General features: G+C 47.8%; 26 protein-coding genes. 11 read left to right on the top strand and 15 right to left on the bottom strand.

Annotated features, from left to right (window positions below):
- Positions 1-23: 23 nt before the first annotated feature.
- Together HMPREF3091_RS08640 and HMPREF3091_RS08635 are read right to left on the bottom strand one after the other, a co-directional pair.
- A complete protein-coding gene (locus HMPREF3091_RS08640) occupies positions 24-482 on the bottom strand; it encodes a GNAT family N-acetyltransferase (RefSeq protein ID WP_070715362.1) in 459 nt (152 codons plus the stop codon).
- A gap of 71 nt (positions 483-553) precedes the next feature.
- Positions 554-1,219 carry a 7-cyano-7-deazaguanine/7-aminomethyl-7-deazaguanine transporter gene (locus HMPREF3091_RS08635; RefSeq protein WP_008815749.1) on the bottom strand — a complete coding sequence of 222 codons (666 nt, stop codon included), beginning with the start codon at positions 1,217-1,219 and terminating at the stop codon, positions 554-556.
- A 264-nt stretch (positions 1,220-1,483) separates the two neighbouring features.
- Here HMPREF3091_RS08635 and tusA point away from each other — a divergent pair, with 264 nt between their 5' ends.
- Positions 1,484-1,735 (top strand): sulfurtransferase TusA, encoded by a 252-nt coding sequence (gene tusA / locus HMPREF3091_RS08630; RefSeq protein WP_004094061.1) that lies wholly within the window; start codon positions 1,484-1,486, stop codon positions 1,733-1,735.
- Here tusA and HMPREF3091_RS08625 read toward each other — a convergent pair whose 3' ends face one another.
- The 4 genes from HMPREF3091_RS08625 to HMPREF3091_RS08605 all read right to left on the bottom strand — a co-directional run bounded on the left by HMPREF3091_RS08625 (position 1,736) and on the right by HMPREF3091_RS08605 (position 4,769).
- Entirely contained in the window at positions 1,736-2,755 is a 1,020-nt protein-coding gene (locus HMPREF3091_RS08625) for a LacI family DNA-binding transcriptional regulator (protein ID WP_070715361.1), read from the bottom strand.
- A 117-nt stretch (positions 2,756-2,872) separates the two neighbouring features.
- Positions 2,873-3,532, bottom strand: a complete 660-nt coding sequence (locus tag HMPREF3091_RS08620) for an OmpA family lipoprotein (protein ID WP_004094059.1) — start codon at positions 3,530-3,532, stop codon at positions 2,873-2,875.
- Between the two features lie 202 nt (positions 3,533-3,734).
- Positions 3,735-4,187, bottom strand: a complete 453-nt coding sequence (locus HMPREF3091_RS08610) for an N-acetyltransferase (protein ID WP_008815747.1) — start codon at positions 4,185-4,187, stop codon at positions 3,735-3,737.
- Between the two features lie 3 nt (positions 4,188-4,190).
- Positions 4,191-4,769 (bottom strand): DNA-3-methyladenine glycosylase I, encoded by a 579-nt coding sequence (locus tag HMPREF3091_RS08605; RefSeq protein ID WP_070715359.1) that lies wholly within the window; start codon positions 4,767-4,769, stop codon positions 4,191-4,193.
- A 221-nt stretch (positions 4,770-4,990) separates the two neighbouring features.
- Between HMPREF3091_RS08605 and HMPREF3091_RS08600 the strand changes: the two genes are divergently transcribed.
- From HMPREF3091_RS08600 to HMPREF3091_RS08565, 8 genes are all read left to right on the top strand, one after another.
- Positions 4,991-5,518, top strand: a complete 528-nt coding sequence (locus tag HMPREF3091_RS08600; protein WP_004094049.1) for an autotransporter domain-containing protein — start codon at positions 4,991-4,993, stop codon at positions 5,516-5,518.
- Between the two features lie 163 nt (positions 5,519-5,681).
- On the top strand, positions 5,682-6,614 hold the full coding sequence (glyQ, locus tag HMPREF3091_RS08595; protein ID WP_004094047.1) for a glycine--tRNA ligase subunit alpha: 933 nt from the start codon (positions 5,682-5,684) through the stop codon (positions 6,612-6,614).
- Between the two features lie 7 nt (positions 6,615-6,621).
- Positions 6,622-8,691 carry a glycine--tRNA ligase subunit beta gene (glyS, locus tag HMPREF3091_RS08590; protein WP_070715358.1) on the top strand — a complete coding sequence of 690 codons (2,070 nt, stop codon included), beginning with the start codon at positions 6,622-6,624 and terminating at the stop codon, positions 8,689-8,691.
- A 148-nt stretch (positions 8,692-8,839) separates the two neighbouring features.
- Complete coding sequence (locus HMPREF3091_RS08585; RefSeq protein ID WP_070715357.1) at positions 8,840-9,559, top strand: DUF3053 domain-containing protein; 720 nt, start codon at positions 8,840-8,842, stop codon at positions 9,557-9,559.
- A 458-nt stretch (positions 9,560-10,017) separates the two neighbouring features.
- Entirely contained in the window at positions 10,018-12,003 is a 1,986-nt protein-coding gene (locus HMPREF3091_RS08580; RefSeq protein ID WP_004094038.1) for a PTS mannitol transporter subunit IICBA, read from the top strand.
- Between the two features lie 119 nt (positions 12,004-12,122).
- On the top strand, positions 12,123-13,280 hold the full coding sequence (locus tag HMPREF3091_RS08575) for a mannitol-1-phosphate 5-dehydrogenase (RefSeq protein ID WP_070715356.1): 1,158 nt from the start codon (positions 12,123-12,125) through the stop codon (positions 13,278-13,280).
- A gap of 165 nt (positions 13,281-13,445) precedes the next feature.
- Positions 13,446-14,000 (top strand): MltR family transcriptional regulator, encoded by a 555-nt coding sequence (locus HMPREF3091_RS08570; protein ID WP_227660145.1) that lies wholly within the window; start codon positions 13,446-13,448, stop codon positions 13,998-14,000.
- A 115-nt stretch (positions 14,001-14,115) separates the two neighbouring features.
- A complete protein-coding gene (locus HMPREF3091_RS08565; protein ID WP_070715354.1) occupies positions 14,116-14,484 on the top strand; it encodes a YibL family ribosome-associated protein in 369 nt (122 codons plus the stop codon).
- Between the two features lie 74 nt (positions 14,485-14,558).
- Here the strand turns inward: HMPREF3091_RS08565 and HMPREF3091_RS08560 are convergent, their stop codons facing one another.
- The 3 genes from HMPREF3091_RS08560 to ibpA all read right to left on the bottom strand — a co-directional run bounded on the left by HMPREF3091_RS08560 (position 14,559) and on the right by ibpA (position 17,037).
- Positions 14,559-15,842 carry a valine--pyruvate transaminase gene (locus HMPREF3091_RS08560; protein WP_070715353.1) on the bottom strand — a complete coding sequence of 428 codons (1,284 nt, stop codon included), beginning with the start codon at positions 15,840-15,842 and terminating at the stop codon, positions 14,559-14,561.
- A 182-nt stretch (positions 15,843-16,024) separates the two neighbouring features.
- On the bottom strand, positions 16,025-16,495 hold the full coding sequence (gene ibpB / locus HMPREF3091_RS08555; protein ID WP_004094026.1) for a small heat shock chaperone IbpB: 471 nt from the start codon (positions 16,493-16,495) through the stop codon (positions 16,025-16,027).
- A 128-nt stretch (positions 16,496-16,623) separates the two neighbouring features.
- The gene (gene ibpA / locus HMPREF3091_RS08550) at positions 16,624-17,037 is read right to left on the bottom strand and encodes a small heat shock chaperone IbpA (RefSeq protein ID WP_004094024.1); all 414 of its coding nucleotides are present in this window, start codon (positions 17,035-17,037) and stop codon (positions 16,624-16,626) included.
- Between the two features lie 351 nt (positions 17,038-17,388).
- Here ibpA and HMPREF3091_RS08545 point away from each other — a divergent pair, with 351 nt between their 5' ends.
- Complete coding sequence (locus HMPREF3091_RS08545; protein WP_083321396.1) at positions 17,389-17,724, top strand: YceK/YidQ family lipoprotein; 336 nt, start codon at positions 17,389-17,391, stop codon at positions 17,722-17,724.
- Positions 17,725-17,765: 41 nt separating this feature from the next.
- Here the strand turns inward: HMPREF3091_RS08545 and HMPREF3091_RS08540 are convergent, their stop codons facing one another.
- The 6 genes from HMPREF3091_RS08540 to HMPREF3091_RS08515 all read right to left on the bottom strand — a co-directional run bounded on the left by HMPREF3091_RS08540 (position 17,766) and on the right by HMPREF3091_RS08515 (position 24,109).
- A complete protein-coding gene (locus tag HMPREF3091_RS08540) occupies positions 17,766-19,049 on the bottom strand; it encodes a YidR family protein (protein ID WP_070715352.1) in 1,284 nt (427 codons plus the stop codon).
- 190 nt (positions 19,050-19,239) lie between these two features.
- Entirely contained in the window at positions 19,240-20,532 is a 1,293-nt protein-coding gene (locus HMPREF3091_RS08535) for an MFS transporter (protein WP_070715351.1), read from the bottom strand.
- A gap of 233 nt (positions 20,533-20,765) precedes the next feature.
- Positions 20,766-21,914 (bottom strand): galactonate dehydratase, encoded by a 1,149-nt coding sequence (gene dgoD, locus HMPREF3091_RS08530; protein WP_070715350.1) that lies wholly within the window; start codon positions 21,912-21,914, stop codon positions 20,766-20,768.
- Positions 21,911-22,528 carry a 2-dehydro-3-deoxy-6-phosphogalactonate aldolase gene (locus HMPREF3091_RS08525; protein WP_070715349.1) on the bottom strand — a complete coding sequence of 206 codons (618 nt, stop codon included), beginning with the start codon at positions 22,526-22,528 and terminating at the stop codon, positions 21,911-21,913. The genes dgoD and HMPREF3091_RS08525 overlap by 4 nt, the downstream gene beginning before the upstream one ends.
- Entirely contained in the window at positions 22,512-23,414 is a 903-nt protein-coding gene (locus HMPREF3091_RS08520) for a 2-dehydro-3-deoxygalactonokinase (protein ID WP_004094009.1), read from the bottom strand. The genes HMPREF3091_RS08525 and HMPREF3091_RS08520 overlap by 17 nt, the downstream gene beginning before the upstream one ends.
- The gene (locus tag HMPREF3091_RS08515; RefSeq protein WP_070715348.1) at positions 23,411-24,109 is read right to left on the bottom strand and encodes a FadR/GntR family transcriptional regulator; all 699 of its coding nucleotides are present in this window, start codon (positions 24,107-24,109) and stop codon (positions 23,411-23,413) included. Before HMPREF3091_RS08515 ends, HMPREF3091_RS08520 begins: the two co-directional genes overlap by 4 nt.
- Positions 24,110-24,394: 285 nt before the next feature.
- Here HMPREF3091_RS08515 and HMPREF3091_RS08510 point away from each other — a divergent pair, with 285 nt between their 5' ends.
- Entirely contained in the window at positions 24,395-25,351 is a 957-nt protein-coding gene (locus HMPREF3091_RS08510; protein ID WP_070715347.1) for a threonine/serine dehydratase, read from the top strand.
- Positions 25,352-25,405: the final 54 nt, after the last annotated feature.

Below are 25,405 nucleotides of genomic sequence, written 5' to 3'. Positions count from 1 at the left end.
GCAAGTAACATATTGTAGCTTCGCTACTTATTATTGGTTCCGTGCGTTAAGCATTTCACCAGTCGTACTCGGTTGTCGGCTAGATTTTCAGCCTGCTCCAAAGCAGTTAGCTGATAGCCATTTTTTATTAGCATAATCAGCATAGCGGGAAAACTGTTTCGCGTTTTCACTTCAATATGCTGATACCCATGATTTAAAGCCCAATTTTCCTGTGTATGCAATAGGACTTGGGCTATTCCGTCACGACGGTAGTCAGGCAACACGCCGCCTAGCCAACTATAGAAAGTGGTGTCACTCAGAGCATAACCCAACTTAAAGCCGACAGGTTTTTCCTTTTTATAAGCAACAAGAGCACAAGTTTCTTTGTTATTCAGTCGGTTAATTAGATCTTGTCGGTTATGCAATGCGGAGAATTCTGGCAACAAACTATAGAGAAAATGAATCTCTTCAATGTTGGAGTGCTTGACGGTAATTGCGGGCATGACATCCTCCAAGTGCAGGGATATCAGAGTATACGATACCGAGCAAAAGTACTCGGCATCGTAAGAAGGGATTAATTTAACTGTGGCTGCGGTTCAGAACGATGAGTAGACAAATATTTCAGTACCACGTTGAGCATCACGCCGTACATTGGCAAGAAGAAAACTAAACTGATCAGCAGTTTAAATGTGTAATCCACCAATGCAATTTCAACCCAATTGGCCGCCATGAACGGGTCAGTACTGTGATAAAAAGCAATAAAGAAGAACGCCAGCGTGTCACTAATATTGCCAAATAGCGTCGATGCCGTTGGCGCAACCCACCAGGCACTGCGCTGGCGTAGACGGTTAAATACATGCACATCGAGAATTTGCCCCAGCACATAGGCCATGAAGCTAGCAACAGCGATACGCGCCACCATCACATTAAATGAGCTCAGCGCGGCAAAGCCTTGCCACTCTCCTTGGAAAAATAGCGCCGATATACAGTAAGAAATCAGCAATGCCGGAGCCATCACCGCCAGAATGATTCGGCGAGCCAAAGGCGCACCAAACACACGGACGGTTAGGTCAGTCGCAAGGAAAATAAACGGGAAAGTAAATGCGCCCCACGTGGTGTGAAAGCCGAAAATTGAGATCGGCAGTTGCACCAGATAGTTACTGGAGGTAATGATCAGAACATGGAACACCGAAAGCCAGCAAAGGGCTTTCATCCGCTGTTGCGGAGTAAAATCAAACATATTTTAGCCTTTTTGGAGATTGGGGTGAGGGAACCCAAGAAAAATAAGTGCATACGAGATGCGGCAGGCATGATACCGCGATAATTTTCATGCGCAATGGTTAATTTTAACGCAAACGTTCACGTCTATTGCAGACTCTTTCGCAACAGGTAAACTAGGGCTGTTTTAAACTTCACGACGCCGTAGCCCTTTATCAATACGATTGCGCATCTTTTACATTGAGCAACGCTCATCGTTTAACAACGCGGCCTTTAGAGAACGACCATGACCGATCTTTTCGCTAATCCGGATAAAACGCTGGATGCTCTTGGGCTTCGTTGCCCTGAGCCTGTAATGATGGTGCGTAAAACCGTGCGCCATATGGATGACGGGCAAACGCTGCTGATTATCGCAGATGACCCAGCAACCACCCGTGATATTCCGGGATTTTGCCGCTTTATGGATCACCAATTGATTGCGCAGGAAACTGAGCAAACGCCCTATCGCTATCTGGTGCGGAAAGGCTCCGCTTCCTGATTAGCGTGATGTTGAACCACGTACAATCAATTCACCCGGATACTTTTGCTCCACGGTAGGCTGACCATCGCCTTGAATACGCTTCACCAAAAGTTCTAACGCAGCATAGCCGATCTGATAGGTCGGCTGCTTAAGCGTTGTTATCCCAACGCCGGCCAACTCTGCCCATTCCAGCTCATCAAAGCCAAGTAATCCAATATCACTGCCCCAGTTCAGGCCTAAACGCCGTAGGGAACGGGCAACCTGTAGAGTAAGCGCTCCGTTCGCAGACATAATGGCCTTGCGCATACCGCGGTGCTGGTGACAAAACTGAGTTAACGCTTGATCCAGCAACTCGCCTTTATTGAGCACGACTTCGGCATGACAAGCCGTTAATTCTGGATATTCCTGCATTGTCTTTTGAAAAGCGTGTAAACGTTCAAGACGCGTATTCACTAGGCCAAGGGGCTCGCTTAAGAACATAACGGCTTCAAACCCTTGCTCTAGCAAATGCTGAGTGGCTTCTGTGGCTGCACGATGGTTATCTAATCCCACCATATCGCAAGAGAAATCCGGAATTTTGCGGTCGATAAGCACCATCGGCAATAAAGATTGTTGCAGTTTAGACAGCGCTTCTTCACGCATACCTACTGCATTCACCACAAGACCTTCAACGCGATAACTGCTCAAAAGCTCGAGATAGTGCTGCTCCTGATTAATTTCGTTGTTGGTATTACATACTAGAAGCGTGAAACCTTGCACGCGGCAAGCCTCTTCGACACCACGCAAAACGTCCACGGAGTAAGGATTGGTGATATCAGCGATGATCATGCCGATGAGCCGTGTTTGCCCACCTTTCAGACTGCGCGCCATTTGGCTAGGGCGATAATTAAGCCGTTGAATAGCTTGCTCGATTCGCTTTTTGAGATCGTCTGACAGCAGGTGCTGTTCACCATTAAGATAGCGTGAAACGCTGGTTTTACCGGTTTTAGCGGCCTTGGCGACATCACTAATGGTGGCGCGGGTTCCCTGACTGCTCACGATATGCTCCTCACATATTCAACGAATACGCAAATTTAGCATAACCACAGGGGAACTGATGAGATAAGGTTTGCGAAATAGCCTCCCCTATCAAGAGAGAGGCTAAAAGAAAGGGAATTACATCGGACTCAACGTGATCTCTACGCGACGGTTCTGAGCTTTGCCTTCCGCCGTGCTGTTGGAAGCAATTGGATTTGCAGGACCCATGCCCTGAGTACGAACACGGCTAGCTTCGACGCCCTGAACAATCAGCGCGCTTGCAACGCTATCTGCGCGCTGCTGAGACAAACGCATATTCAGATCCTGACTGCCGGTGCTATCGGTGTAACCCACCACGTTAACCGCCGTCTTAGGATATTCTTTAAGTACCATGGCCACGCCGGTCAGCGTATTCGCGCCTGCAGGTTTCAAAGTGCTGCTGCTCGAGTCGAACGTCACATTATTTGGCATGTTCAGAATAATATTGTCGCCTTGACGCGTCACGCTTACGCCCGTACCACGCATTTTGTCACGCAGTTTAGACTCCTGAACATCCATGTAGTAACCCGCACCCCCCCCTAATGCAGCGCCAGCGGCAGCACCGATCAATGCACCTTTACCGCGATCGTGCTTAGAAGAGGACAGTACGCCAACGCCCGCACCAACCAACGCACCTAACCCAGCACCAACGCCAGCCTTACCCGCTTCAGACTCGCCGGTATATGGGTTCGTTGTACAACCAGACAGCAACAACGCTGCACATACTGCGCCAGCAATGCATAAACGGCTTTTACTCATTATGGAACCTCATCTTGCACAGAGCCTAATCGCTCAAATCATTTGCTGTAAAAAGGCTGGTAATACGCCAACCCAAAATCAAAACCTAAAAATCACGGACGACAAAGATCCGCGGGGAAGGCATTTCAGCAAATTATCGTTAAAAAATAATGGCTACAATTCCGAAAAATTGTCAGAAACGCATTAATAACCTAAATTTTGCTTAATCTTCCAACCAAGCACCGGGCCTTTTCTCCCACAACATAATCGCGGTCATATGCTGGGTATCTTCATTCAATTGGGTATCTTGTATCTCAAAACCTTCGTGACGATAAAAACGTAGCGCACGCTGATTCTCGGTATACACCTCTAGCATTAGCTGCGGGAAAATCATTTTCACATGCTGCATTAGCAGTGGGCCAATCCCCTTACCGTGAAAACGTTTATCCACAAACAGAGCGCCAATAAATTGCATCTCAAGTACGCTGATAAAACCAACGATTTCGCCATCGTTCTCAGCCACCCACGTCAAAGCATGAGGTAAATAGGTATCGCGCACTACGGCTTCACTTTCGCGCCAATAGTGGGAAGAGATAAACGGATGCGCTTCGGTCGTGCTCACCAGCCACAACGCCATTATGGCGTCCATATCTTGTTGTATTGCTGGGCGGATCATGACTTAACATTTCCCACAGAAGCAGGTTTTCACATGATCGTTCACCATGCCGCTTGCCTGCATAAAGGCGTAGCAAATCGTTGACCCTATAAATTTAAACCCCTTTTTCTTCAACGCTTTCGACATCAAATCTGAGACTTCGGTTTTTGCAGGAACATTCGCTAACGTATCAGGGCGATTCAGCACAGGCTTTCCACCGGTAAACGACCATAGGAACTGAGAGAAGCTCTCTCCTTCCTGCAGCATTTTCATATAGGCACGTGCGTTAATGACAATGGCGTCTAGCTTCAAACGGTGACGGATAAGTCCCGCATCCTGCATCAACGCATCTATATCCGCATCCGTCATGGCCGCAACTTTACGTGGGTCAAAATGATGAAATGCTCGACGATAGTTTTCACGCTTCTTCAAGACGGTTATCCACGACAATCCTGCCTGTTGCCCTTCTAGGCACAATAACTCAAAAAGATGCGCATCTTCGTATACAGGCTGCCCCCACTCCTCGTCGTGATAGCTGATGTATAAAGGGTCTGCAGAAACCCAACCACAGCGAATTTTTTGATCTTCAAACGTCTGGCTCATAATCCTAATCCTTGCGTGGAAAAACAGGCTAATTGTCAGGCATCATTCTCATGCCAACAGATTAAAACGCTGATGATATCGGGTATTACTATCATGCTTTTTACAGCATAAAGTTTTTATTTCAACCGACCTTGACGCCACGACAACCACGTCAAATAGTTAAGAGTGCAGCAACCTAAAAATAACAATGAAAACGCCTCCCTTTTGATGGAGTGGCATCAATGATTAAACCTCTGACTATCGTATTTTTGATGGGCAGCATTTTGCTCTCGTCACCTGCGTTATCTTATGATTTAAAAGATATCTTTTTTAATCACGACGATGAAATCGTGGGTGACATTGTGCCTATCGATCGCGCCTCAACCTCGATAGAACCGGGATTCTCTACGCATTGGGTGGGCAGCAATTCATTAGCTTCTGCGGCATTGAACCCGACCACACAACAACAGGTTGGCACACTGGGTTGGCGGTTGGATTCAAACCTCGAATTATTCACCCCATACGCTGAAATCAGCTATCAGCGTTTATCCAGCAATGAATCCTATAAACCTGCGGGAGAATTCAGTACACCTCAGAATCTATTCAGCCGCGATATCCCTAATCAGGAAGCCCACTGGGTCGATGTGACCGTTGGAGCAAATATTCCTTTGAGTGGAAATATGGCGGCATTTGCCGAGCTATCGCAAACCAATAGACTCAACAACAACGAACAATTTATGTACAACATCGGCGTCAGCGCAAACTTTTAGCCTGCCTTTTACGCCGAATGTTCCCGAGTTTTACCCAGCTTTATGGCAAAATAGACACAAAATCCCTCGCTTTGAGACGGGATTCGGGCTGTATATCTTACGTTCAGGCGGTATACTGCAACATTCTATATAAATCCACTTGTATCGCGCGAACTCATCCAATATGCAAAAGTTTGATACCAAGACCTTTCAGGGGCTGATCCTGACTCTGCAGGACTATTGGGCGCGCCAAGGCTGCACCATTGTTCAACCACTGGACATGGAAGTTGGCGCTGGCACCTCACACCCAATGACCTGCCTGCGCGCACTCGGCCCAGAGCCGATGGCAACTGCCTATGTGCAACCTTCACGCCGTCCAACCGATGGACGCTATGGCGAAAACCCTAACCGCTTACAGCATTACTACCAGTTCCAAGTCGTGATTAAGCCATCGCCAGAAAATATTCAGGAGCTCTATCTGGGTTCACTGAAAGAACTCGGCTTGGATCCATTGGTGAATGATATTCGCTTCGTTGAAGATAACTGGGAAAACCCAACGCTGGGCGCATGGGGCTTAGGCTGGGAAGTTTGGCTCAACGGGATGGAAGTGACCCAGTTTACTTACTTCCAGCAGGTTGGCGGCCTAGAGTGTAAGCCAGTTACCGGTGAAATCACCTACGGTCTGGAGCGCTTAGCGATGTACATTCAGGGCGTAGACAGCGTCTACGACCTGGTCTGGAGCGACGGTCCATTAGGCAAAACCACCTACGGCGACGTGTTCCATCAAAATGAAGTGGAACAATCCACTTATAACTTTGAATACGCCGATGTCGATTTCCTGTTCTCCTGCTTCGAGCAGTATGAGAAAGAAGCAAAAATGTTGTTGGAGTTGGAAAAACCTCTGCCTCTGCCAGCGTATGAACGCATTCTGAAGGCCGCGCACAGCTTTAACTTGCTGGATGCCCGCAAGGCGATTTCCGTCACCGAGCGTCAGCGCTACATTCTGCGAATTCGTACCCTGACCAAAGCGGTCGCTGAAGCCTACTATGCCTCCCGTGAGGCGCTGGGTTTCCCAATGTGTAAAAAAAGCGACGATTCTAAATTAGAGAATATTTGAGGCAGCCATGACCCAACAAACTTTTCTGGTGGAAATCGGCACCGAAGAGCTGCCACCGAAAGCGCTACGCTCTCTGGCAGAATCTTTTGCAGCTAATTTTACCGCTGAACTTGATAACGCAGACCTCGCTCATGGCGAAGTCACTTGGTACGCGGCACCGCGCCGTCTAGCGCTGAAAGTTGCTGCGCTGCATGAATCTCAACCCGATCGCGAAATCGAAAAACGCGGCCCGGCTATTGCGCAGGCATTTGATGCCGAAGGCAAACCGACCAAAGCCGCAGAAGGTTGGGCTCGTGGTTGCGGCATCACCGTCGATCAGGCTGAACGACTGACATCTGACAAAGGTGAGTGGCTGCTGTTCCGTGCTCATCAAAAAGGCCAGAGCGCGCAGCAACTACTGCCTACGCTGGTCACTAATGCTTTAGGCAAACTGCCAATTCCAAAATTGATGCGCTGGGGCAATAACGACACTCAGTTCGTGCGTCCGGTTCATACCGTCACGCTGCTGCTGGGTAGTGAAGTTATCCCTGCCACTATTCTTGGCATACCGTCAGATCGCGTGATCCGTGGTCATCGTTTCATGGGCGAACCGCAGTTCACCATCGATAACGCCGATCAATATCCGCAAATCCTGATGGAACGCGGAAAAGTCATTGCTGATTACGAAACCCGCAAAGCCATTATCAAACGTGATTCAGAACAGGCTGCACAGAAAATCGGCGGCATCGCTGATATGAGCGAAAGCCTGTTGGAAGAAGTGACCTCTCTGGTTGAGTGGCCAGTGGTGTTGACGGCTAAGTTTGAAGAGAAATTCCTCGCGGTACCTGCCGAAGCGCTGGTTTACACCATGAAAGGTGACCAGAAGTACTTCCCAGTGTATGACGCCGCAGGCAAGTTGCTGCCAAACTTTATTTTCGTCACTAACATCGAATCTAAAGATCCACAGCAGATTATCTCTGGTAATGAGAAAGTGGTGCGCCCACGTCTGGCCGATGCTGAGTTCTTCTTTAAGACTGACCGTAAGCAACGTCTAGAAGATAATCTGCCACGCCTAGAAACCGTGCTGTTCCAGCAGCAACTGGGGACGCTGCGCGATAAAACTAATCGTATTGAAGCGTTGTCTGGTTGGGTTGCAGAGCAAATTGGTGCCGATGTGAATCTGGCGACCCGCGCAGGCCTACTATCCAAGTGCGATTTGATGACTAACATGGTCTTCGAATTCACGGATACTCAGGGTGTCATGGGTATGCACTACGCCCGCCACGACGGTGAAAACGAAGAAGTTGCCGTTGCGCTAAACGAACAGTATCAACCACGTTTTGCGGGTGATGCACTGCCAGAATCTCTGGTGGCATGTTCTGTCGCGATCGCTGACAAAATGGATACCCTTGCCGGTATTTTCGGCATTGGCCAACATCCAAAGGGTGATAAAGACCCATTTGCTCTGCGTCGTGCGGCACTGGGCGTTCTGCGTATTATCGTTGAGAAGAAGCTGCCGCTGGATTTGGTCACGCTGACCGAAGAAGCTGCTCGCCTCTATGGTCAGAAGCTGACCAACGCTAACGTCGTTGATGATGTGGTTGATTTCATGCTGGGTCGTTTCCGTGCGTGGTATCAGGAAGAAGGCCATAGCGTAGATACCATTCAGGCGGTCTTGGCTCGTCGTCCAACCAAGCCCGCTGACTTTGATGCTCGCATGAAGGCAGTATCTCACTTCCGTACATTGCCTGAAGCCGCAGCATTAGCGGCTGCTAACAAGCGTGTTTCCAACATTCTGGCGAAGTCGACCGAAGTGCTGGCCGATCGCGTTCATGCTTCTGTATTAAAAGAAGCCGCTGAAATCAAACTGGCAACGCATCTGGTTGTTCTACGTGACAAATTAGAGCCACTGTTTGCCGAAGGTCGTTATCAAGAAGCGCTGTCTGAACTGGCCGCTTTGCGCGAGCCTGTTGATGATTTCTTCGAGCAGGTTATGGTGATGGCAGACGATGAGCAGGTACGTATCAACCGCCTGACATTGCTGAGCAAGTTACGTGATTTGTTCCTACAGGTTGCTGATATCTCTGTTCTGCAGTAAACCAGAACGTAAAATAAAGCCCGCCTTTCGGCGGGTTTTTTACATTCTGGCTGTTATCCCTAAATTATCAGGTTAAACTAACCTGATGAGTAGAATTTCAACCGAATGATCTTGACCCACTTTTTCGCGCGGTTACAGGAGTAATGACATGTCACTTGCAGTAACTAAACAGGCACAGCGTTGGTTGATGCCAATTTTCGCCGTTATTATGGCGTTTCAACTGGCTGGCTGTGGCGACAACGATAAAGAACAACGTAAAGCTTTCATCGACTATCTGCAAAATACCGTCATGCGCGGCAGCATTACTGTGCCGACGCTGAGTGAAGACCAAAAGCAGAAACTCGGTAACTATGTCAGCGATTACGCGATTTTAGTAACCTTTTCACAGAATTTCAGTCGTTCTATGGATAGCAGCCTCAATCCGCTATTTACCACTATCGATAAGATACGTGTTCCTCAGGATTATCTGTTAAGACGCGACGAGCTACGTCAAGAATCTGGGGCTCTAAATCTGCTCGGTCAGCAGATTCAAAGTGCAAAATCTACCGCAGACACTGCGCGTGCTGCACTGAAACAGCCTGATGATGTAAAAGCGGTTTATGACCAAGCTTTTGCGAAAGTCGTTACCGACCCAGCGAATGCCGTTATGCCTATTATTCCAATGGCCGCTAGCCTGTCACAAGATTTGATTCAGGTGGGCGATTTCCTGCAAAGCATTGGGACTCAGGCTCGCTTCGATAACCAAAGCATCCAGTTGCAAACCCAACAGCAGGTCGATCAGTACAACCAGCTCATGACCTCAATTGCAGCCAAGCATCAAGAGCTGTTAAATGCGAAAAACCGCAACGCGGCTATTTTCCAAAACTAACAGAACCTAACGTTATACCCGCCCTGCCAGGGAAACCTCGCGGGGCTTTTTTACGCCTAAACATTCACAGATGTAATTTTATGACGCAAAGAGCGGAGGTGAAGAAATAAACGAGAATGGACGGGAGAGATGTAAAAGTATCTTGTGAAGAGAATCACAATTTAAAAACAAAGATGCTAACAATAAAGGTGATTTACATCACATAAATAGGTTCAAGAAGGGCAATATTTTAACTTTGTAGAAGACTTTCAGCTCATTTATGTGATCAATATCACTCAAAACACCCCTTAAGAGGGGGATGGAATGAGATCAAGATCACAAATCCCCCACGGGGTACGCGAGATGAAAACGGCGTGATAGAGTCGATTTTGCATACAGAACGACAGGACGGTTTTTGGCGAAACCACCACAACTATTACGACGCGCAACATCTTAGCGCGCACCACGAGGGGTGTTTTATGTTATCACCAGATATCAAGGTCAAGGTACAGAATTTTGGCCGCTTCCTCAGCAATATGGTAATGCCCAATATTGGCGCATTCATCGCTTGGGGTTTGATTACCGCACTATTTATTCCCACGGGCTGGTTACCCAATGAAACGCTAGCCAAATTGGTTGGCCCAATGATCACCTATCTGCTGCCACTGCTAATCGGTTATACCGGTGGCCGCCTCATCGGTGGTGAGCGCGGCGGCGTAGTCGGAGCTATCACCACGATGGGCGTGATCGTCGGTGCAGATATGCCAATGTTCATGGGTGCCATGATTGCAGGTCCGCTAGGCGGCTGGGCAATCAAGCATTTTGACCGTTGGGTCGAAGGTAAAATCAAAAGCGGTTTCGAAATGCTGGTGAATAACTTCTCCGCGGGCATTATCGGTATGCTGCTGGCCATATTGGCATTTATGGCCATTGGACCACTGGTGGAGTCGCTGTCTAAGATACTGGCGGCGGGCGTTAACATCATGGTGCAAAATAACCTGCTGCCGTTAACCTCAATCTTTGTCGAACCGGCCAAAATACTGTTCTTGAATAATGCGATTAACCACGGCATTTTCTCACCGCTGGGCATTCAACAAGCAACAGAAACAGGCAAATCCATTTTCTTCCTGATCGAAGCGAACCCTGGTCCGGGTCTGGGCGTCCTGCTAGCCTATATGTTCTTCGGTAAAGGTAGTGCGAAACAGTCTGCTGGTGGCGCCGCGATAATCCATTTCTTCGGCGGCATTCACGAAATTTATTTCCCATATGTATTGATGAATCCGCGCCTCATTTTGGCCGTCATTTTGGGCGGTATGACCAGCGTCTTCACCCTGACCCTGTTTAATGCTGGGCTGGTATCTCCCGCTTCTCCGGGTTCTATCTTTGCCGTATTGCTCATGACACCAAAATCTTCACTGGTTGGCGTTATATTGTCGATTCTAGCCTCCACTCTGGTGTCATTCCTTACCTCTGCCATGCTGCTCAAACGTGCTCGCGTAGGCGATGAAGAGAGCAATGGCTTGGCTGAAGCAACTCGTCGTATGCAGGGCATGAAACAGCAGTCTAAATCAGGTGGCAAGATTTCTGGCACCCAGCCTCAGCCCGCAATGCAGGCTACTGCGCTCGACTTATCTCAAGATCTGCATCATGTGCGTAAAATCATCGTAGCCTGTGATGCTGGCATGGGGTCTAGCGCGATGGGTGCAGGCGTTCTGCGCAAAAAAGTGAAAGATGCTGGCCTGAATCATATTTCGGTCGCTAACTGTGCGATCAATAGCCTGCCAGACGATGTGGATCTGGTGATTACCCATCAGGATTTAACCGAACGAGCAATGCGCCATGCTCCTCAGGCTATGCATATTTCACTGAGCAATTTCCTTGATAGCGGATTGTATACTGATTTAACCACCCGTTTGTTGGCCGCAAAACTACCGCATGCAGCCAATGATAACCGCCTTATTAACCAAACAATTATTGCAGCCAACGATGATTCTTTCGAGTCAATCGAGCGCGAAGAAAACCTGTTCAAACTTAGCGCAGATAACATCTTTCTTAACTTAACCGCAGAGAATAAAGAACAAGCTATTCGCTTTGCGGGTGAAATGCTGGTATCCGGTGGCTATGTTGAGCCTGATTACATTGACGCCATGCTGGCACGAGAAGCGCTAACCACAACCTATCTAGGAGAGTCTATTGCCGTCCCACACGGCACCGTAGAAGCCAAAGACCGCGTGCTCCGCACCGGGATTGTCATTTGCCAATACCCACAGGGCGTGCGATTCGGTGATGAGCCGGATGACGTGGCTCGACTGGTCATCGGCATTGCCGCCCGCAACAACGAGCATATTCAGGTTATAGCCCGCTTAACCAACGCACTGGATGACGAAGGCGTCATAGAAAAACTGGCGCAAACCACCAGCGTACAGGAAATCCTAGATCTCCTGTCTGGAGAGCAAGCGGCTTAAGGCGATGACACGACGCCGTTCACCGCAGCCAGCGGCCTAAAGTGCCTTCGCTGTCGGTGTCGTTCTTGGGGCCTCCCCCGGCCCCCTTTTTACGGATAGATTCTCTCGAGGTTAACATCATGAAAGCGATTCATTTTGGTGCAGGTAATATTGGTCGTGGTTTTATCGGTAAACTTTTAGCCGATGCTCAGGCAGAGTTAACATTTGCCGACGTCAACCAACCTTTAGTCGATCAGCTTGCTCATCAACAAAGTTATCAGGTCAACGTAGTCGGCGAAAATGCGCGTGTTGAGCAGGTAAACCGCGTCAGCGCCATTCATAGCAACAGCCCTGATGCCATTCAGCAGATTGCTCAAGCAGACATTATCACCACAGCCGTTGGCCCACAGGTGCTCAGCAAAATCGCCAGTACGCTAGCTCAGGGCCTGATTTCTCGTTACAACAGCGGTAACCATCAGCCAATGAATATTATCGCCTGCGAAAATATGGTGCGGGGTACCAGCCAGCTTAAACAGCATGTCTTGCTGGCAATCCCTGCCGAACTCCATGCTTGGGTAGAAGAACACATCGGTTTTGTGGATTCCGCCGTAGATCGCATTGTTCCCCCTAGCGCCGCAGCTAACGACGATCCATTGGAAGTGACCGTTGAAACCTTTAGCGAATGGATTGTCGACAGTACCCAATTCAAAGGGCAACTACCAAAAATTGCAGGAATGGAGTCCACGGCGAATCTTATGGCCTATGTTGAGCGAAAACTTTTCACGCTCAACACCGGCCATGCTATCACCGCCTATCTCGGCCAACTGGCTGGCTATCAAACCATTCGTGAAGCCATTTTGGATCCGGCTATTCGCGATGTTGTTAAAGGGGCAATGGAAGAAAGTGGGGCGGTACTTATTAAACGCTACAGCTTTGACCCAGAACAGCATTCCGCTTATATCGAAAAGATTTTAGGACGCTTTGAGAACCCTTACCTACATGACGATGTGGAGCGCGTGGGGCGTCAGCCATTGCGTAAACTGAGTGAAAACGATCGTTTAATCAAACCACTGCGAGGAACGCTGGAGTATGGTTTGCCAAACAACAATCTGCTCATGGGCATTGCAGCGGCATTAAGCTATCGCAGCCACCAAGATCCACAGGCACAAGAAATGGCATATTTGCTTAATGAGAAAGGCATAACTCATACCGTGAAGCAGGTTTGTGGCCTAGAAGATCAGCCAGAGCTTGTCGCACAGATCGCGAATGTGTATAACGCCATGCAACGTCAAGCATGATGTAACCCATAGGATTGGAGTTGCGGCGAAGCGGCAGCTCCAAATGAGAAGGGTATAATGAAATTGAATCGAATGCGCACCACAGCGCAACCAGAAATAAAAGAGCACCTTCCAAAAACCGAGGCACCAGAAAAACCACGGTTATCGGAACGTGAAGCATCGATTATGGCAACAATAGAAGACGCTGACCTTTATAAAAATCAGGCTTTTGAGAATCGAATTCTAGAAAGGCTCAATGCTCGTCAAACGGTCGCAGGGTTCATTCAGGCTACGGTCGGATTACTGGCTGAGGCGGTTGATCTTCTGATTCTCCAAGCCTTTCGGAAAGATGATTACGCGGTGAAATACGCGGTGGAACCATTGCTGGAAGGAAGCGGCCCACTGGCTGATTTACCGGTGCGACTAAAACTCATCTATGCCTTGGGCGTGATTAGCCGCGATGAATATGAAGACGTTGAGCTTTTATTAGCGCTAAATAATGAATTAAAGCATGAAAATAAGATCTACAGCTTTACCGATGACGAGATCCTCGGTCCGATAAATATGCTGCATTGCATGACAGCATTGCCTCCACAGCCCACGTTGCATCTGCCAGAAGAGGTCGTTGATGACTCACTAGCCAACATGCAGGAACAGCGCTATCAGCAGATGGTTCGTTCAACACTCGTACTTAGCATCACCGATTTAGTGACTCGTTTGTGCCATAAAAAAGCCTTTTAAACTCCCGGTTTGCAAGACTGGGAGCGTCTTCTTTTCAGCCAATCCCCACATTAATGTCTACAACTGTTAAACTATCTCCTAATCCCCAAAAGTATTGATGACCGGAAGATACGTCATGAAAGAAAAAGCAGAAATTAAACGCCTTAGCGACAAGCTGGATGCCCTGCGTCGTAAAGAAGCTGGCCTGTTGTTACAAGAGATTGACTCTGTAACCACGCATGCTCTGGATGAAAATCGCAGCGAGCAGGAAAAGCTGACCGCTGAGATCGAGCGTCTGCGCGCAGTTCAAGCCAGCCATTTCAGTGCCAAAGCACAGCAGCTTTTAAAGATGCCATTCAGCCGCGAAATCACCAAAAAAGAACAAGCCGACATGGGGTCTTTAAAAAAGGCGGTACGTGGTATTGAAGTTGTACACCCAATGACTGCGTTAGGTCGTGAAATGGGTCTAAAAGTCGTTACTGGTTACGCTAAAAAAGAGTTCTAAATTATCAGACTCTGGCTAACAAAAAGCCCGCAATCCATCCAGATTGCGGGCTTTTTGTTATTGATACAGATTAACTAACGTTTTCCAACATAACGTTTCTTCTTCCCCGCGTCTTCTCGGTGCGCGCGCTCAACCTCTTCAGCCAAGATTTCTATGCCCTTCTCGATTTGATCAAGCTCAGGTACATAGTTCATGCGCATACATTGATGCGTGTGCGGCCATTCGTGTTCTAGCCCTGGGAAGAAATAATGACCCGGTACCATTAGAACCCCGCGTTGTTTGAGGCGCTGGTATAAAATTTCGGTGCTAATAGGGAGATCAACAAACCACAGCCATAGGAATATCGCTCCCTCCGGCTTATGAATTAAACAACGCTCTTCCGGCAAGTAACGACGCAAGACCTCAATGGTTTGCTCTACTCGTTGGCGATAAAACGGTTTTATCACCTCGTTAGATAAACGGAGTAAGTCGCCACGCTCTATCATTTCGAGCGCAACGGCTGGGCCGAGACTGCCCGGCGATAGGCTGATAATGCCGTTCATGTTACTGATGGCGCTGATTATTTTTTCATCAGCAATGACTATCCCACAGCGAGCTCCCGGCAGACCAAGCTTGGACAAACTCATGCATAGAATAATGTTTGGATTCCACAGCGGATTGACGTCAGAAAATATAATGCCGGGGAAAGGCAAACCATAGGCGTTATCAATCAATAATGGAATATTGCGCTGCTGCGCCATGGCATCAAGACGAATAAGCTCTTCGTCTGTTAAAACGTTTCCTGTCGGGTTTGTTGGACGCGAAACGCAAATCAACCCCACATCGTCGCTAATGTTAAGGTGTTCAAAATCGACGTGATATTTAAACTGACCTTCAGGCAACAGCTCGATAGTTGGCTTAGCCGAAACAAACAAATCTTCGTCTAACCCCGCGTCTGCATAGCCAATGTATTCAGGGGCCAGTGGGAATAACACACGACGACGCGAGCCATCAGCAAATCGCCCAGCATATAAATTAAATAAGTAGAAAAATGCACTCTGGCTGCCGTTTGTTAGCGCAATATTTTGTGCTTCTATTTGCCAACCAAACTCATCGCGCAGCATTTTTGCCAGCGCTTGCAGAAGCGCATCTTTACCCTGTGGGCCATCGTAATTACATAGCGCGTCGGTTAACTTACCTTCGCGCAACATATCCGCACAAAGTTGAGTGAAATAATCCGTCATCTGAGGGATTTTGGCCGGGTTGCCGCCGCCAAGCATAATTGCGCCAGGCGTACGCAGGCCATCATTCAGATCGTCCATCAGACGGGTGATCCCCGCGTAGCGGGTAAATTTGTCGCCAAATACAGAAAAAGTCATGATAACAATCACAGGTAATTATTATGGGAAGCCAACCGACACCATACCTGCTACGCCTTAGGTGAACAACCCACGGGAAATTACCCTATTTTTAGATAACTCTGGGAAAAATGAAAACTGCGGAATAAAAAAAGGCGCAGTTTCCTGCGCCAAAAAGATAGAGAGGGGTACATCAATAGGTATTATTGGTTGCTGGTTTCTGCATCGCTAGCCTGGCTTTGCTCCAGCGCTGGAGGCGTTGTCTGCCCACCTATCGCGATGCGCTGAGGCTGCAGGGCTTCAGGTACGTTACGCACCAGATCGATATTCAGCAGCCCATTTTCAAATTTGGCACCATCCACTGTCAGATGTTCTGCCAAGGTGAATGTCAGATCGAAGGCTTTGCACACCAGCCCCTGATGTAAATATTCAACCGGTTTCTCTGACTGAACTGGGTTACCACGCACGGTTAAGCGCGGACCTTCAACTTCAATATCCAGCTCACTCTGCTTAAATCCAGCTAAGGCCAGAGAGATGCGATAGTGGTTATCGTCACTTTTTTCAATGTTATATGGTGGGAACCCTTGGGGTTCTAAGCTGCTCTGCATCGCATTAGCTAACTTATCGAAACCAATCCATTGACGAAGTAGTGGAGAAAGATCGTGATTACGCATAGATATATACTCCTTCTAAGAAGCGAGATAATATTTTCGGCTGCTTCATATGGTGATAACAGCCGACCTTTAGCCCCCCGCAGGCAGGCAAATTTATTTGTTCTTTACAGATAACTGACTACACTAAATTACTTAATTTCAATTTTACGCGGCTGCAGTGTTTCTGGAACAATGCGCTCTAAATCGATATATAACAGCCCATTTTCCAAGTTGGCGCCTTTAATTTGAATATGTTCGGCCAATTGGAACTTACGCTCAAAGTTACGCTCGGCGATCCCCTGATATAAATAAGTGCGTTCTTTGTCTGATGGTTGATGAGAACCTTTTACAATCAGGGTATTAGATTGCGCGGTGATATCCAGTTCATGCTCTGCAAATCCGGCTACGGCAATAGAAATACGATAGTGATTGTCGTCAACGAGCTCAACGTTGTATGGAGGATATCCACCGTTAGACTGGTTCTGACCAGACTCAATTAAATTAAACAGGCGATCGAAACCGATAGCGGAACGGTAAAGTGGAGCGAGATCGAAATTGCGCATAAAAATATGCCTCCTAATAAAATCAGCGAGGAAAAATAGCCTTCCATCATGGACAGACTATATATACATCATGGCCGAAATACCCTTACGGCATATTTCTCATTGGCCTGCTAATAAGATGGTGTCAGCCAATAATTTTTCAAGCAGCAAAATTTAAATTTTTTCTGAACGCACGATTCCCTAAAGCAGAGGTCATAAACTGGCAAGGTACCACTGGAATATTGTTACATTTTTGTATGAAATGAGAGAGCCACCACAGAGCGAATAGGTGAGTTTGTCGATTTTCCGACATAGATGCTATAACACAACAACTTTGGCTTTCGTCTACACGGCCACTATTGGGATGGATTTATGAAACAACGGATTAGATGCTTGACGATATCTCTGCTTACCAGCTCCGCGCTGATGGCTGGAGGCTGTTCCAGCGTCATGACCCGTGTTGGACCGAATCAGGGATACTATTCGGGTGCAAAAAACGACGTCAAAATGATCAAACATGAAGATACTGGCTGGGCTATGACGCCACTTCTCGCATTAGACCTACCATTATCCGCCGTAGTTGATACGTTATTGTTGCCTTACGATTACTATCGCTCGGATTCTAATCCCGAAGATGAGTCGCCACGCGCACGTGTTTTGCGTAACGAGCAGACCTCCGGTGTCAATAACGTTGCACCATCACATTGATTAGAGCAGTGTCTAAGCCGAATGCTCAGACACGCTATTTATCATAGATTCACCACAAATAGCTGTGGCCAACCTTCTATCTCACGCATATAGGCAACTTTTTTTCCATCTGGTGAGACAACCACAGATTCAGCACATGGCGGCTGTTCAGAACGCAACGTCAGGCGAGTAATCTCTCCAGATTTTGCACTGCAGCGCACAATGCTGTTATCCATCGCGAAGAACAACGACTCGCCATCAGGATGCCAACTTAGTGCAGACTGCACTGAGTGTTTCCCATGTGTGACCTGACGGGGATTGCCCCCGTTAGGAGATACCATCCATAGCTGTACAATCCCCGCATCATCATGCATTAAAAAGGCGATTTCAGCCCCGTTGGGAGAAGAGCGCAGCCAGTGGCGTGGTGTCGTGGCCAACCCAGGATACTTACGCTGATGAGTAAACGTGATTCGTCGCTGCTGAACACTGGCAGGCGGAGCAGGTAATCGGTCAGCCGTGCCCTGAAGTGGATATTCCCCGGCCTCGGCGTAAGCCGAATCCTGCTCAGGCAAATCGACTACAAATATTTCTGGGATTTTTTGACCATCTTGAGACTCGGTGTCGCCGATAAAAGCTAAGGCCCAACGCTGACGAGTTCCGTCTGGCTTTAAATAGCCTTCGTCACCAATCCAACCCTCTTCATAGGCTCGAGAAATTTGATCGCTTCCCGCCTGCGGCTGAGGCGTTGTCTGGCTAACCAAAACACAGAAATGACTACCATCATATTCACGCGGATGCTGTTTCGGCACGTTAACAGCATGCAGCGGTAAAGCAACACCAACATTACGCTGATCGAGCGCCACATCTTTTTCATGCATAACATGATCGTTGTAGGTAAAACTAAGGCGGGTCGCATCAGGGCTGAAAACATGCACATGTGTCCCGCCACGTAAGGCACCCGCGGTATAAGGCTCGGTAATATCCATCGCGTCTAGCGTTTCAGCCAGTTCTCTATCGGGTTCACTGACAATCACTCCGCGACGATGGTGAAAATCGTAATGCCAGTGAGAATCTGGATGCTCTGGTCCGTGAATAAATACGTAACGCGTTGGCTGTTGTGGGCTCACTGTCACCACGCCGACATGAGCCCCATGCTGAGCACGATACACCACGTCCACCTGGCCATCAGCCACCCTGACACGCTCAATACACAAGCCTGTAAAAGAGGCGCCGCTAGGGCGAACGTCATACGCTAACCACTCACTGTCGGGTGTCCAGACATTGATATTGGTGAGCTGATGCCCTCGCGGATCGAACGTGAGCTGTTTTTCAGCATAGCGAGACATGGTGGATTCCTTCAGCAAAATAAACGCATTATCTCACTAGCATAAACCAAGCGAAGGCCTCAATCACTGAAGCTTACCGATGTATTTCTCATTAAGGCCACTTTTGTTCAGCAGGCAGAAAATCCCCACCGAGAGATCTTGTCGGGTATAGACCTGCTCCCACAGATATGATCCATGGGAGCATTGGGTTTTAATCAATACGTTTCACATCTCCGACTAACAATATGTAAGAGAGCGCCCCCATTAACGCCACCACCGCAATATAAGTTAGCGATGGTGCAAAACCATAGTATTGGGCTAAATAACCAACAACCAGCGGAACCGTTATTCCTCCTAAACCGCCGATAAAATTAAATACGCCACCGGTGAGTCCGATCAAACACATAGGCGCTAAAGAAGAAATGAGCGACCACGTAATAGATGCAAATCCGTTACCAAAAAACGCTAATGCCATCAGTATCATGATCCACATAGGGTCATTCGTATAATTGGCCCCCATAATGCAGGTTGATAACAATAGGCCACAAATAATCGGAGTCTTACGCGCAAAACCAATCGACTTACCACTCTTTAGTAGTTTATCCGCCACAACTCCTGAAAGAATAACGCCAACAAAAGCAGCCATAAACGGTACGGTTGTCATAAATCCTGCGGTCAAAGCAGTGATATGCTTTTCTTGCGTGAGGTAATTAGGGAACCACGTCAGGAAGAACCACAACGTCGAGGCGATGGCGAATTGACCAATATAAACCCCGACCAGTTTACGATGAAATACCAATTTCCAATCTGATATGGTTAACGGTGCAGCCTTTTTTTTACCTGTAGCAACATCACCATCAATCACACCGCCACCGTTAGCAATATGATCAAGTTCTGCCTGATTAGCATATTTACTTTTACGCGGAGGCTGATAGGCAAAGCGCCATAAAGCTGCCCAGAGAATACCCACCGCACCAGTAACAATAAACACCCAATGCCAACTGGTCATTTCCTGCAACCAAATCAGCATAGGAGTCAGAAATGCGAGCCCAACAAACTGGCCAGAAGTATAAAAACCGACCGCTGACGCTCTCTCCTGCTCAGGAAACCAACTGGTTACGATACGATTATTGGTAGGAAATGCAGGAGCCTCAAACATGCCCGTCACCGCTCGCAGTGTGATAAGCGAGACTAAACCATTGGCGAATCCCTGAAATAAAGTCCCTATAGACCATCCCATAATGGCAACAAAATAGGTTGTTTTGGCACCGACACGATCAAGAAAACGGCCACCGGGTATTTGGCACAAAGTATATGTCCATGCAAAAGCAGAAAAGATATATCCCATTTCTGATTTACTAATACCAAATTCGGCCTGAATATGTTCGGAGGCCACGGCTAAATTGGCACGGTCAACATAGCAAATGACGACCGTCACAAAAATCATCAGTAGCGTTAAATAACGCCTTTTAGTTGGTGCGGAAGATAGTGTTATATCACTCATGTTCTTCTCACTTATCGGATTAATTATATTTTTATTAGCCTGTTAGCTCAGGCGATTTTTAGGCGCACGAATCCCCGGCGGGAAAAATACGCCATCGACTATTTGTTATTGTTATTCGTATTTTTAACTTCTATGGTTAATCAACGAAATTAGAGTTGTATCAAGCCGACAAGCAAATAATTCGGATGACCGAGCGTAGCTAGCGCAGATACAAGTTCAATGACGAAGATTTATTACCATTCAGCAACGGCACCGTCAGAGTATCGCCAAACCGGGTTATGCCAGTCTGGTGGATTCTTACTGCACGCAATCACCCTCTCTTCATTAATTTCAACGCCAAGGCCAGGTTTCATGAGCGGTGCAAAATGCCCATCAACCATGTCGAAATCTTCTTTATTGACCACGTAGTCGAGGAGCTCTGCGCCTTGGTTGTAGTGAATCCCCATGCTTTGTTCTTGCAACACGGCATTACGCGCAACAAAATCCAAATGCAAACATGATGCTAATGCAATTGGCCCGAGCGGGCAGTGCGGTGCTAAAGCAACGTCATAAGCTTCTGCCATCGCCGCTATTTTAAAGCATTCGGTAATTCCCCCTGCATGGGAAAGATCGGGCTGTACAATGGCTAAACCACCATCAGCGAGCACACGTTTGAAATCAAACCGAGAATACATGCGTTCACCCGCCGCTATCGGCAGATGGGTTTGGGCGGCAAGGCGGGGATAGTATTCTGCTTGTTCCGCAAGCACCGGTTCTTCGATAAAGAGCGGACGATAAGGCTCAAGTTCTTTGATTAAGATTTTGGCCATCGGCGCATCAACGCGGCCATGAAAATCGAGACCAAACTCAATAGTGTTGCCAAACTCAGATCGGATCTCAGCCACAACCGCTACAGCCGCATCCACTTTGCGAGCATTATCAATAATGCCCATCTCTTCACAACCATTAAGCTTGAAAGTGTCAAACCCACCCGCCATCAGCTTCTTAATACCATCAATAACATCGGCAGGACGATCACCACCAACCCAACTGTAAGCCTTAATTTTATCGCGCACCAACCCACCAAGCAGTTGATAGACAGGAACCCCTAATGCCTTTCCTTTGATATCCCACAACGCCTGATCGATGCCTGAAATTGCGCTCATCAGAATAGGGCCACCGCGGTAGAAACTTCCCCGATAGAGCGTCTGCCAAATATCGTTAATCCGCGCGGGATCCTGACCAATAATATATTCGCCAAGCTCATGAACAGCGGCCTCAACGCTTTTGGCCTTACCTTCAATGACCGGTTCTCCCCACCCTACAATGCCTTCATCAGTTTCAATTTTCAGGAACATCCACCTTGGGGGTAAACGATAAGTGGTTAATTTAGTAATTTTCATCTCACCGCATCCTTATAGGCGTTCACATAAGCCTGTGCCTGTTGAGCCGTACGTTGCACCTCCTGCCCAGCACGATATAAATCGCTGCCTAAACCTGCGCCTACACAACCCGCATTAAGATATTCATGCAGGTTTTCCGGTGTGACGCCCCCCACCGCGAACACGGGTACCGTTGCAGGAAGAACCGCCTTCAGTGCTTTTACATAGTCAGGACCAAATGCCGCCGATGGGAAAATTTTCAGCGCCTGCGCACCAGCCTCTATTGCTTGAAATGCTTCTGTTGCCGTTGCACAACCGCAACAGACCTGCATTTGATATCCAACAGCTCGACGGATAACGTCGGGTACAGTATTCGGTGTCACAACGAGTTTACTGTTGAGGGAATGCAGTAGATCTACCTGCTCGCTTTTCAGGACAGTACCAGCCCCAATTAAAGCGCGATGACCAAAGAGCTTCACGGCTAGGGCAATACTTTTTTCCCAATCTGGTGAATTCAAAGGGATCTCTATAGCATCAAAACCAGCCGCCAATAACGCAGTAATATGTTCTTCAACTTCTTGTGGTTTAATCCCACGTAAGATCGCGATCAACGGTAACTTAGTAACCCAAGGCATTGGCAATGCTCCTTATTCCGGTTTGAAACGCGATATCACCGTCAATCGTTTGATAGGCAATACCGGCAAAATTCAGAGCAGTGACGTAACGTTCATTGAGTTTTGGGCTACCAATAAGCGTCACACTGTCGCTGGCGTGTAATGCGTAGGTCTGTTGCATCTGTGCAACCTCATTACCAATCAACACCCCAGACAGCCAATCGCTCACCGTACCTTTACTTCTATTTCCAAGAAGATGTGCCGCACGGACCTCAAACAGATTTCGTATCACGCCAGCATCATTAAATCCGATTTCCAACCCCTGCCGGAATGCGTCCTGTGAGACATGCTGCTCACCGATACCCACGCCAATAAGCCCATGTTGAAGTAGCAAATAATGCAATTCACCCGTGATCACCGTGCGAAAATCATCAACATAATCCCCTGACATCTGCACCCATTTGCTATGCGTACCCGGCATTAAATAACGTGAGGATTTGTGTAATTGGTGAGCGCCTATAATCTGTGTTTCTTCGCCACGCATCACATTGGAATTATCGGGACGATTAATGCATAACCCAGGAATAATGTGGATCACTGAAGAATTTGGTGATCGGATTGTTGTCAGGTGTTGAGTAACTTCACCTAATGCAACTGGGCAGGGCAAATACGGAACAACCTGCCATCCGGCATTGCTGCCAACCATTCCCGCCATAATAGCCGGAAGGTCACCATAGTCTTGGAACCACGGCTGCATCAGGTGGCTAAAAACCTGTTGCGGCGTCTGCCCCTGTAAACGAGTGACACCGGATTCTGATCTTAAAAAATCAACGCACAGCCCTTGAACATAAAGCCATGCTCGTAAATTTGTTGAGCCCCAATCAATCGCTATAAAATTTTCATTCATGTCTCATCCTTTAAACGCCTTGTAGAGCTGGCTATCATTGCTAATGCTGCTTTCTCTGCTGCATCAGCATTCTGGTGACGGATTGCGTCATACAGCGTCTGGTGCTCACGTAATGTTCTCGGCATGTTGTCTTCATCTGGCATATAAGTACGTTCAAATACAGCCCGTTGCAGCGAGCTAATCGCAACGCTTAACTGCTGTAACACGGGGTTATGTACCGACGACAACACGGCTTCATGGAAACGAATATCTGCCTCGTTAAATGCATCAAAATCTTGGTGGTTCATTGTCATGTCATTTAATGCGGCCTCAATGACCGCCAACTCGCTAGACGTTGCTCTTTCAGCAGCCCAACGAGCAATTGACGGCTCGACCAAATTACGCACTTCACTCAATGCGCTAATCAGACGAGGGTCATAATCATTTGCAAGTACCCATTGCAGAACATCAGTATCCAAGTAGTTCCACTGGTTACGAGGCGTAACAAAAGCCCCTCGATACCGCTTCACCTCAACTAATCGCTTCGCGGTAAGCGCACGAAATACTTCGCGGATAATATTGCGCGATGTTTGAAACTCTTCGCATAACTCAGCCTCCGAAGGTAGCGCCGCGCCAGGGACATACTTCCCACTGATAATCTGTCGTCCCATTTCAACGATGATGCGGTCGGTTTTGCTCAATTCAGTTTTGTTCATTGTCTTTTTCCATTTGGATAGAGATGGGCTATTCGCTCAATACTTTACCGCCAAACGGATAAAATAACCGCATCAGTGAAGTACAAAACAAAAACTAACCACACTCACTGATACCCATATTGTATTGTTAAAATATAATTTGGTACTACAATTTGGATCACAAAATAAACAATACGTGGAAATTTACTGTTCTTCATCATCTGGGGTTTATTTGTCGGGCTAATTAGTTCAATTTGTAGGCGTTGATTTACTGGTCTGTTTAGTATTGAAAAACAAGGAAACACGATGCCTACCCTATTCGAAAACATCATGCAGGCTCATCAGGCCTTGCGCCCGCAGGTACGAGTTACACCGCTTGACCATAGCGTTTTGCTTTCTTCTCATACGGGATGTGAGGTGTATTTGAAGTGTGAGCACCTTCAGCACACCGGCTCATTTAAGTTTCGCGGTGCGAGCAACAAGCTGCGCTTATTGAGTGACGAACAGCGCGCACAAGGTGTAATCACTGCATCAACCGGAAATCATGGGCAAGGTGTGGCATTAGCTGGAAAAATTGCAGGCGTAAAAGCGGCAATCTATGCGCCTGAAACCGCAGCGGCGGTGAAACTGGACACCATCCGAGCATTAGGGGGTGAGGTCCGATTAGTGGCTGGCGATGCTCTCAATGCTGAACTCGCGGCCGCTGCCGCTGCCGCTGAGCAGCATCTAATCTACATATCACCGTATAACGATTTACAGGTGATTGCAGGTCAAGGCACCTGTGGGGTTGAGATAGCGGAGCAGCAAGCTGACTTGGACGCAGTATTTGTCGCCGTCGGTGGAGGTGGACTCATCTCTGGTATTGCGACAGCCCTAGAGACACTTTCACCGCAAACGGAAATCGTTGCCTGCTGGCCAGAAAATGCCACCAGCATGTATAGCAATTTAGAAGCGGGGCATATCTTTGAGGTAGAAGAAAAAAGCACCTTATCGGATGGCACCGCTGGTGGCGTTGAGCCAGGCGCCGTAACGTTTGAGCTATGCCAGAAACTTATCGATCGCAAAGTACTGGTCAGTGAAGAAGAGATCAAACAAGCGATGAAGCTTATCGCCATCACCGACCGCTGGATGATTGAAGGCGCGGCAGGTGTAGCCGTCGCCGCAATGCTGAAACTAGCACCAGAATATCAGGGCAAGAAAGTTGCTATTGTTCTGTGTGGTAAAAACATTGTGTTGGATAAGTATTTGAAGGCTATCGAATAGGTATGGCATGAGGTTGGATCTTTCCGGCACATTACCGGACAGCCGAGTGAATCA

The sequence above is a fragment of the Hafnia sp. HMSC23F03 genome, from assembly GCF_001816025.1.
Lineage (GTDB): Bacteria > Pseudomonadota > Gammaproteobacteria > Enterobacterales > Enterobacteriaceae > Hafnia > Hafnia paralvei.
This window is presented reverse-complemented; position numbering and strand designations above follow the sequence as displayed.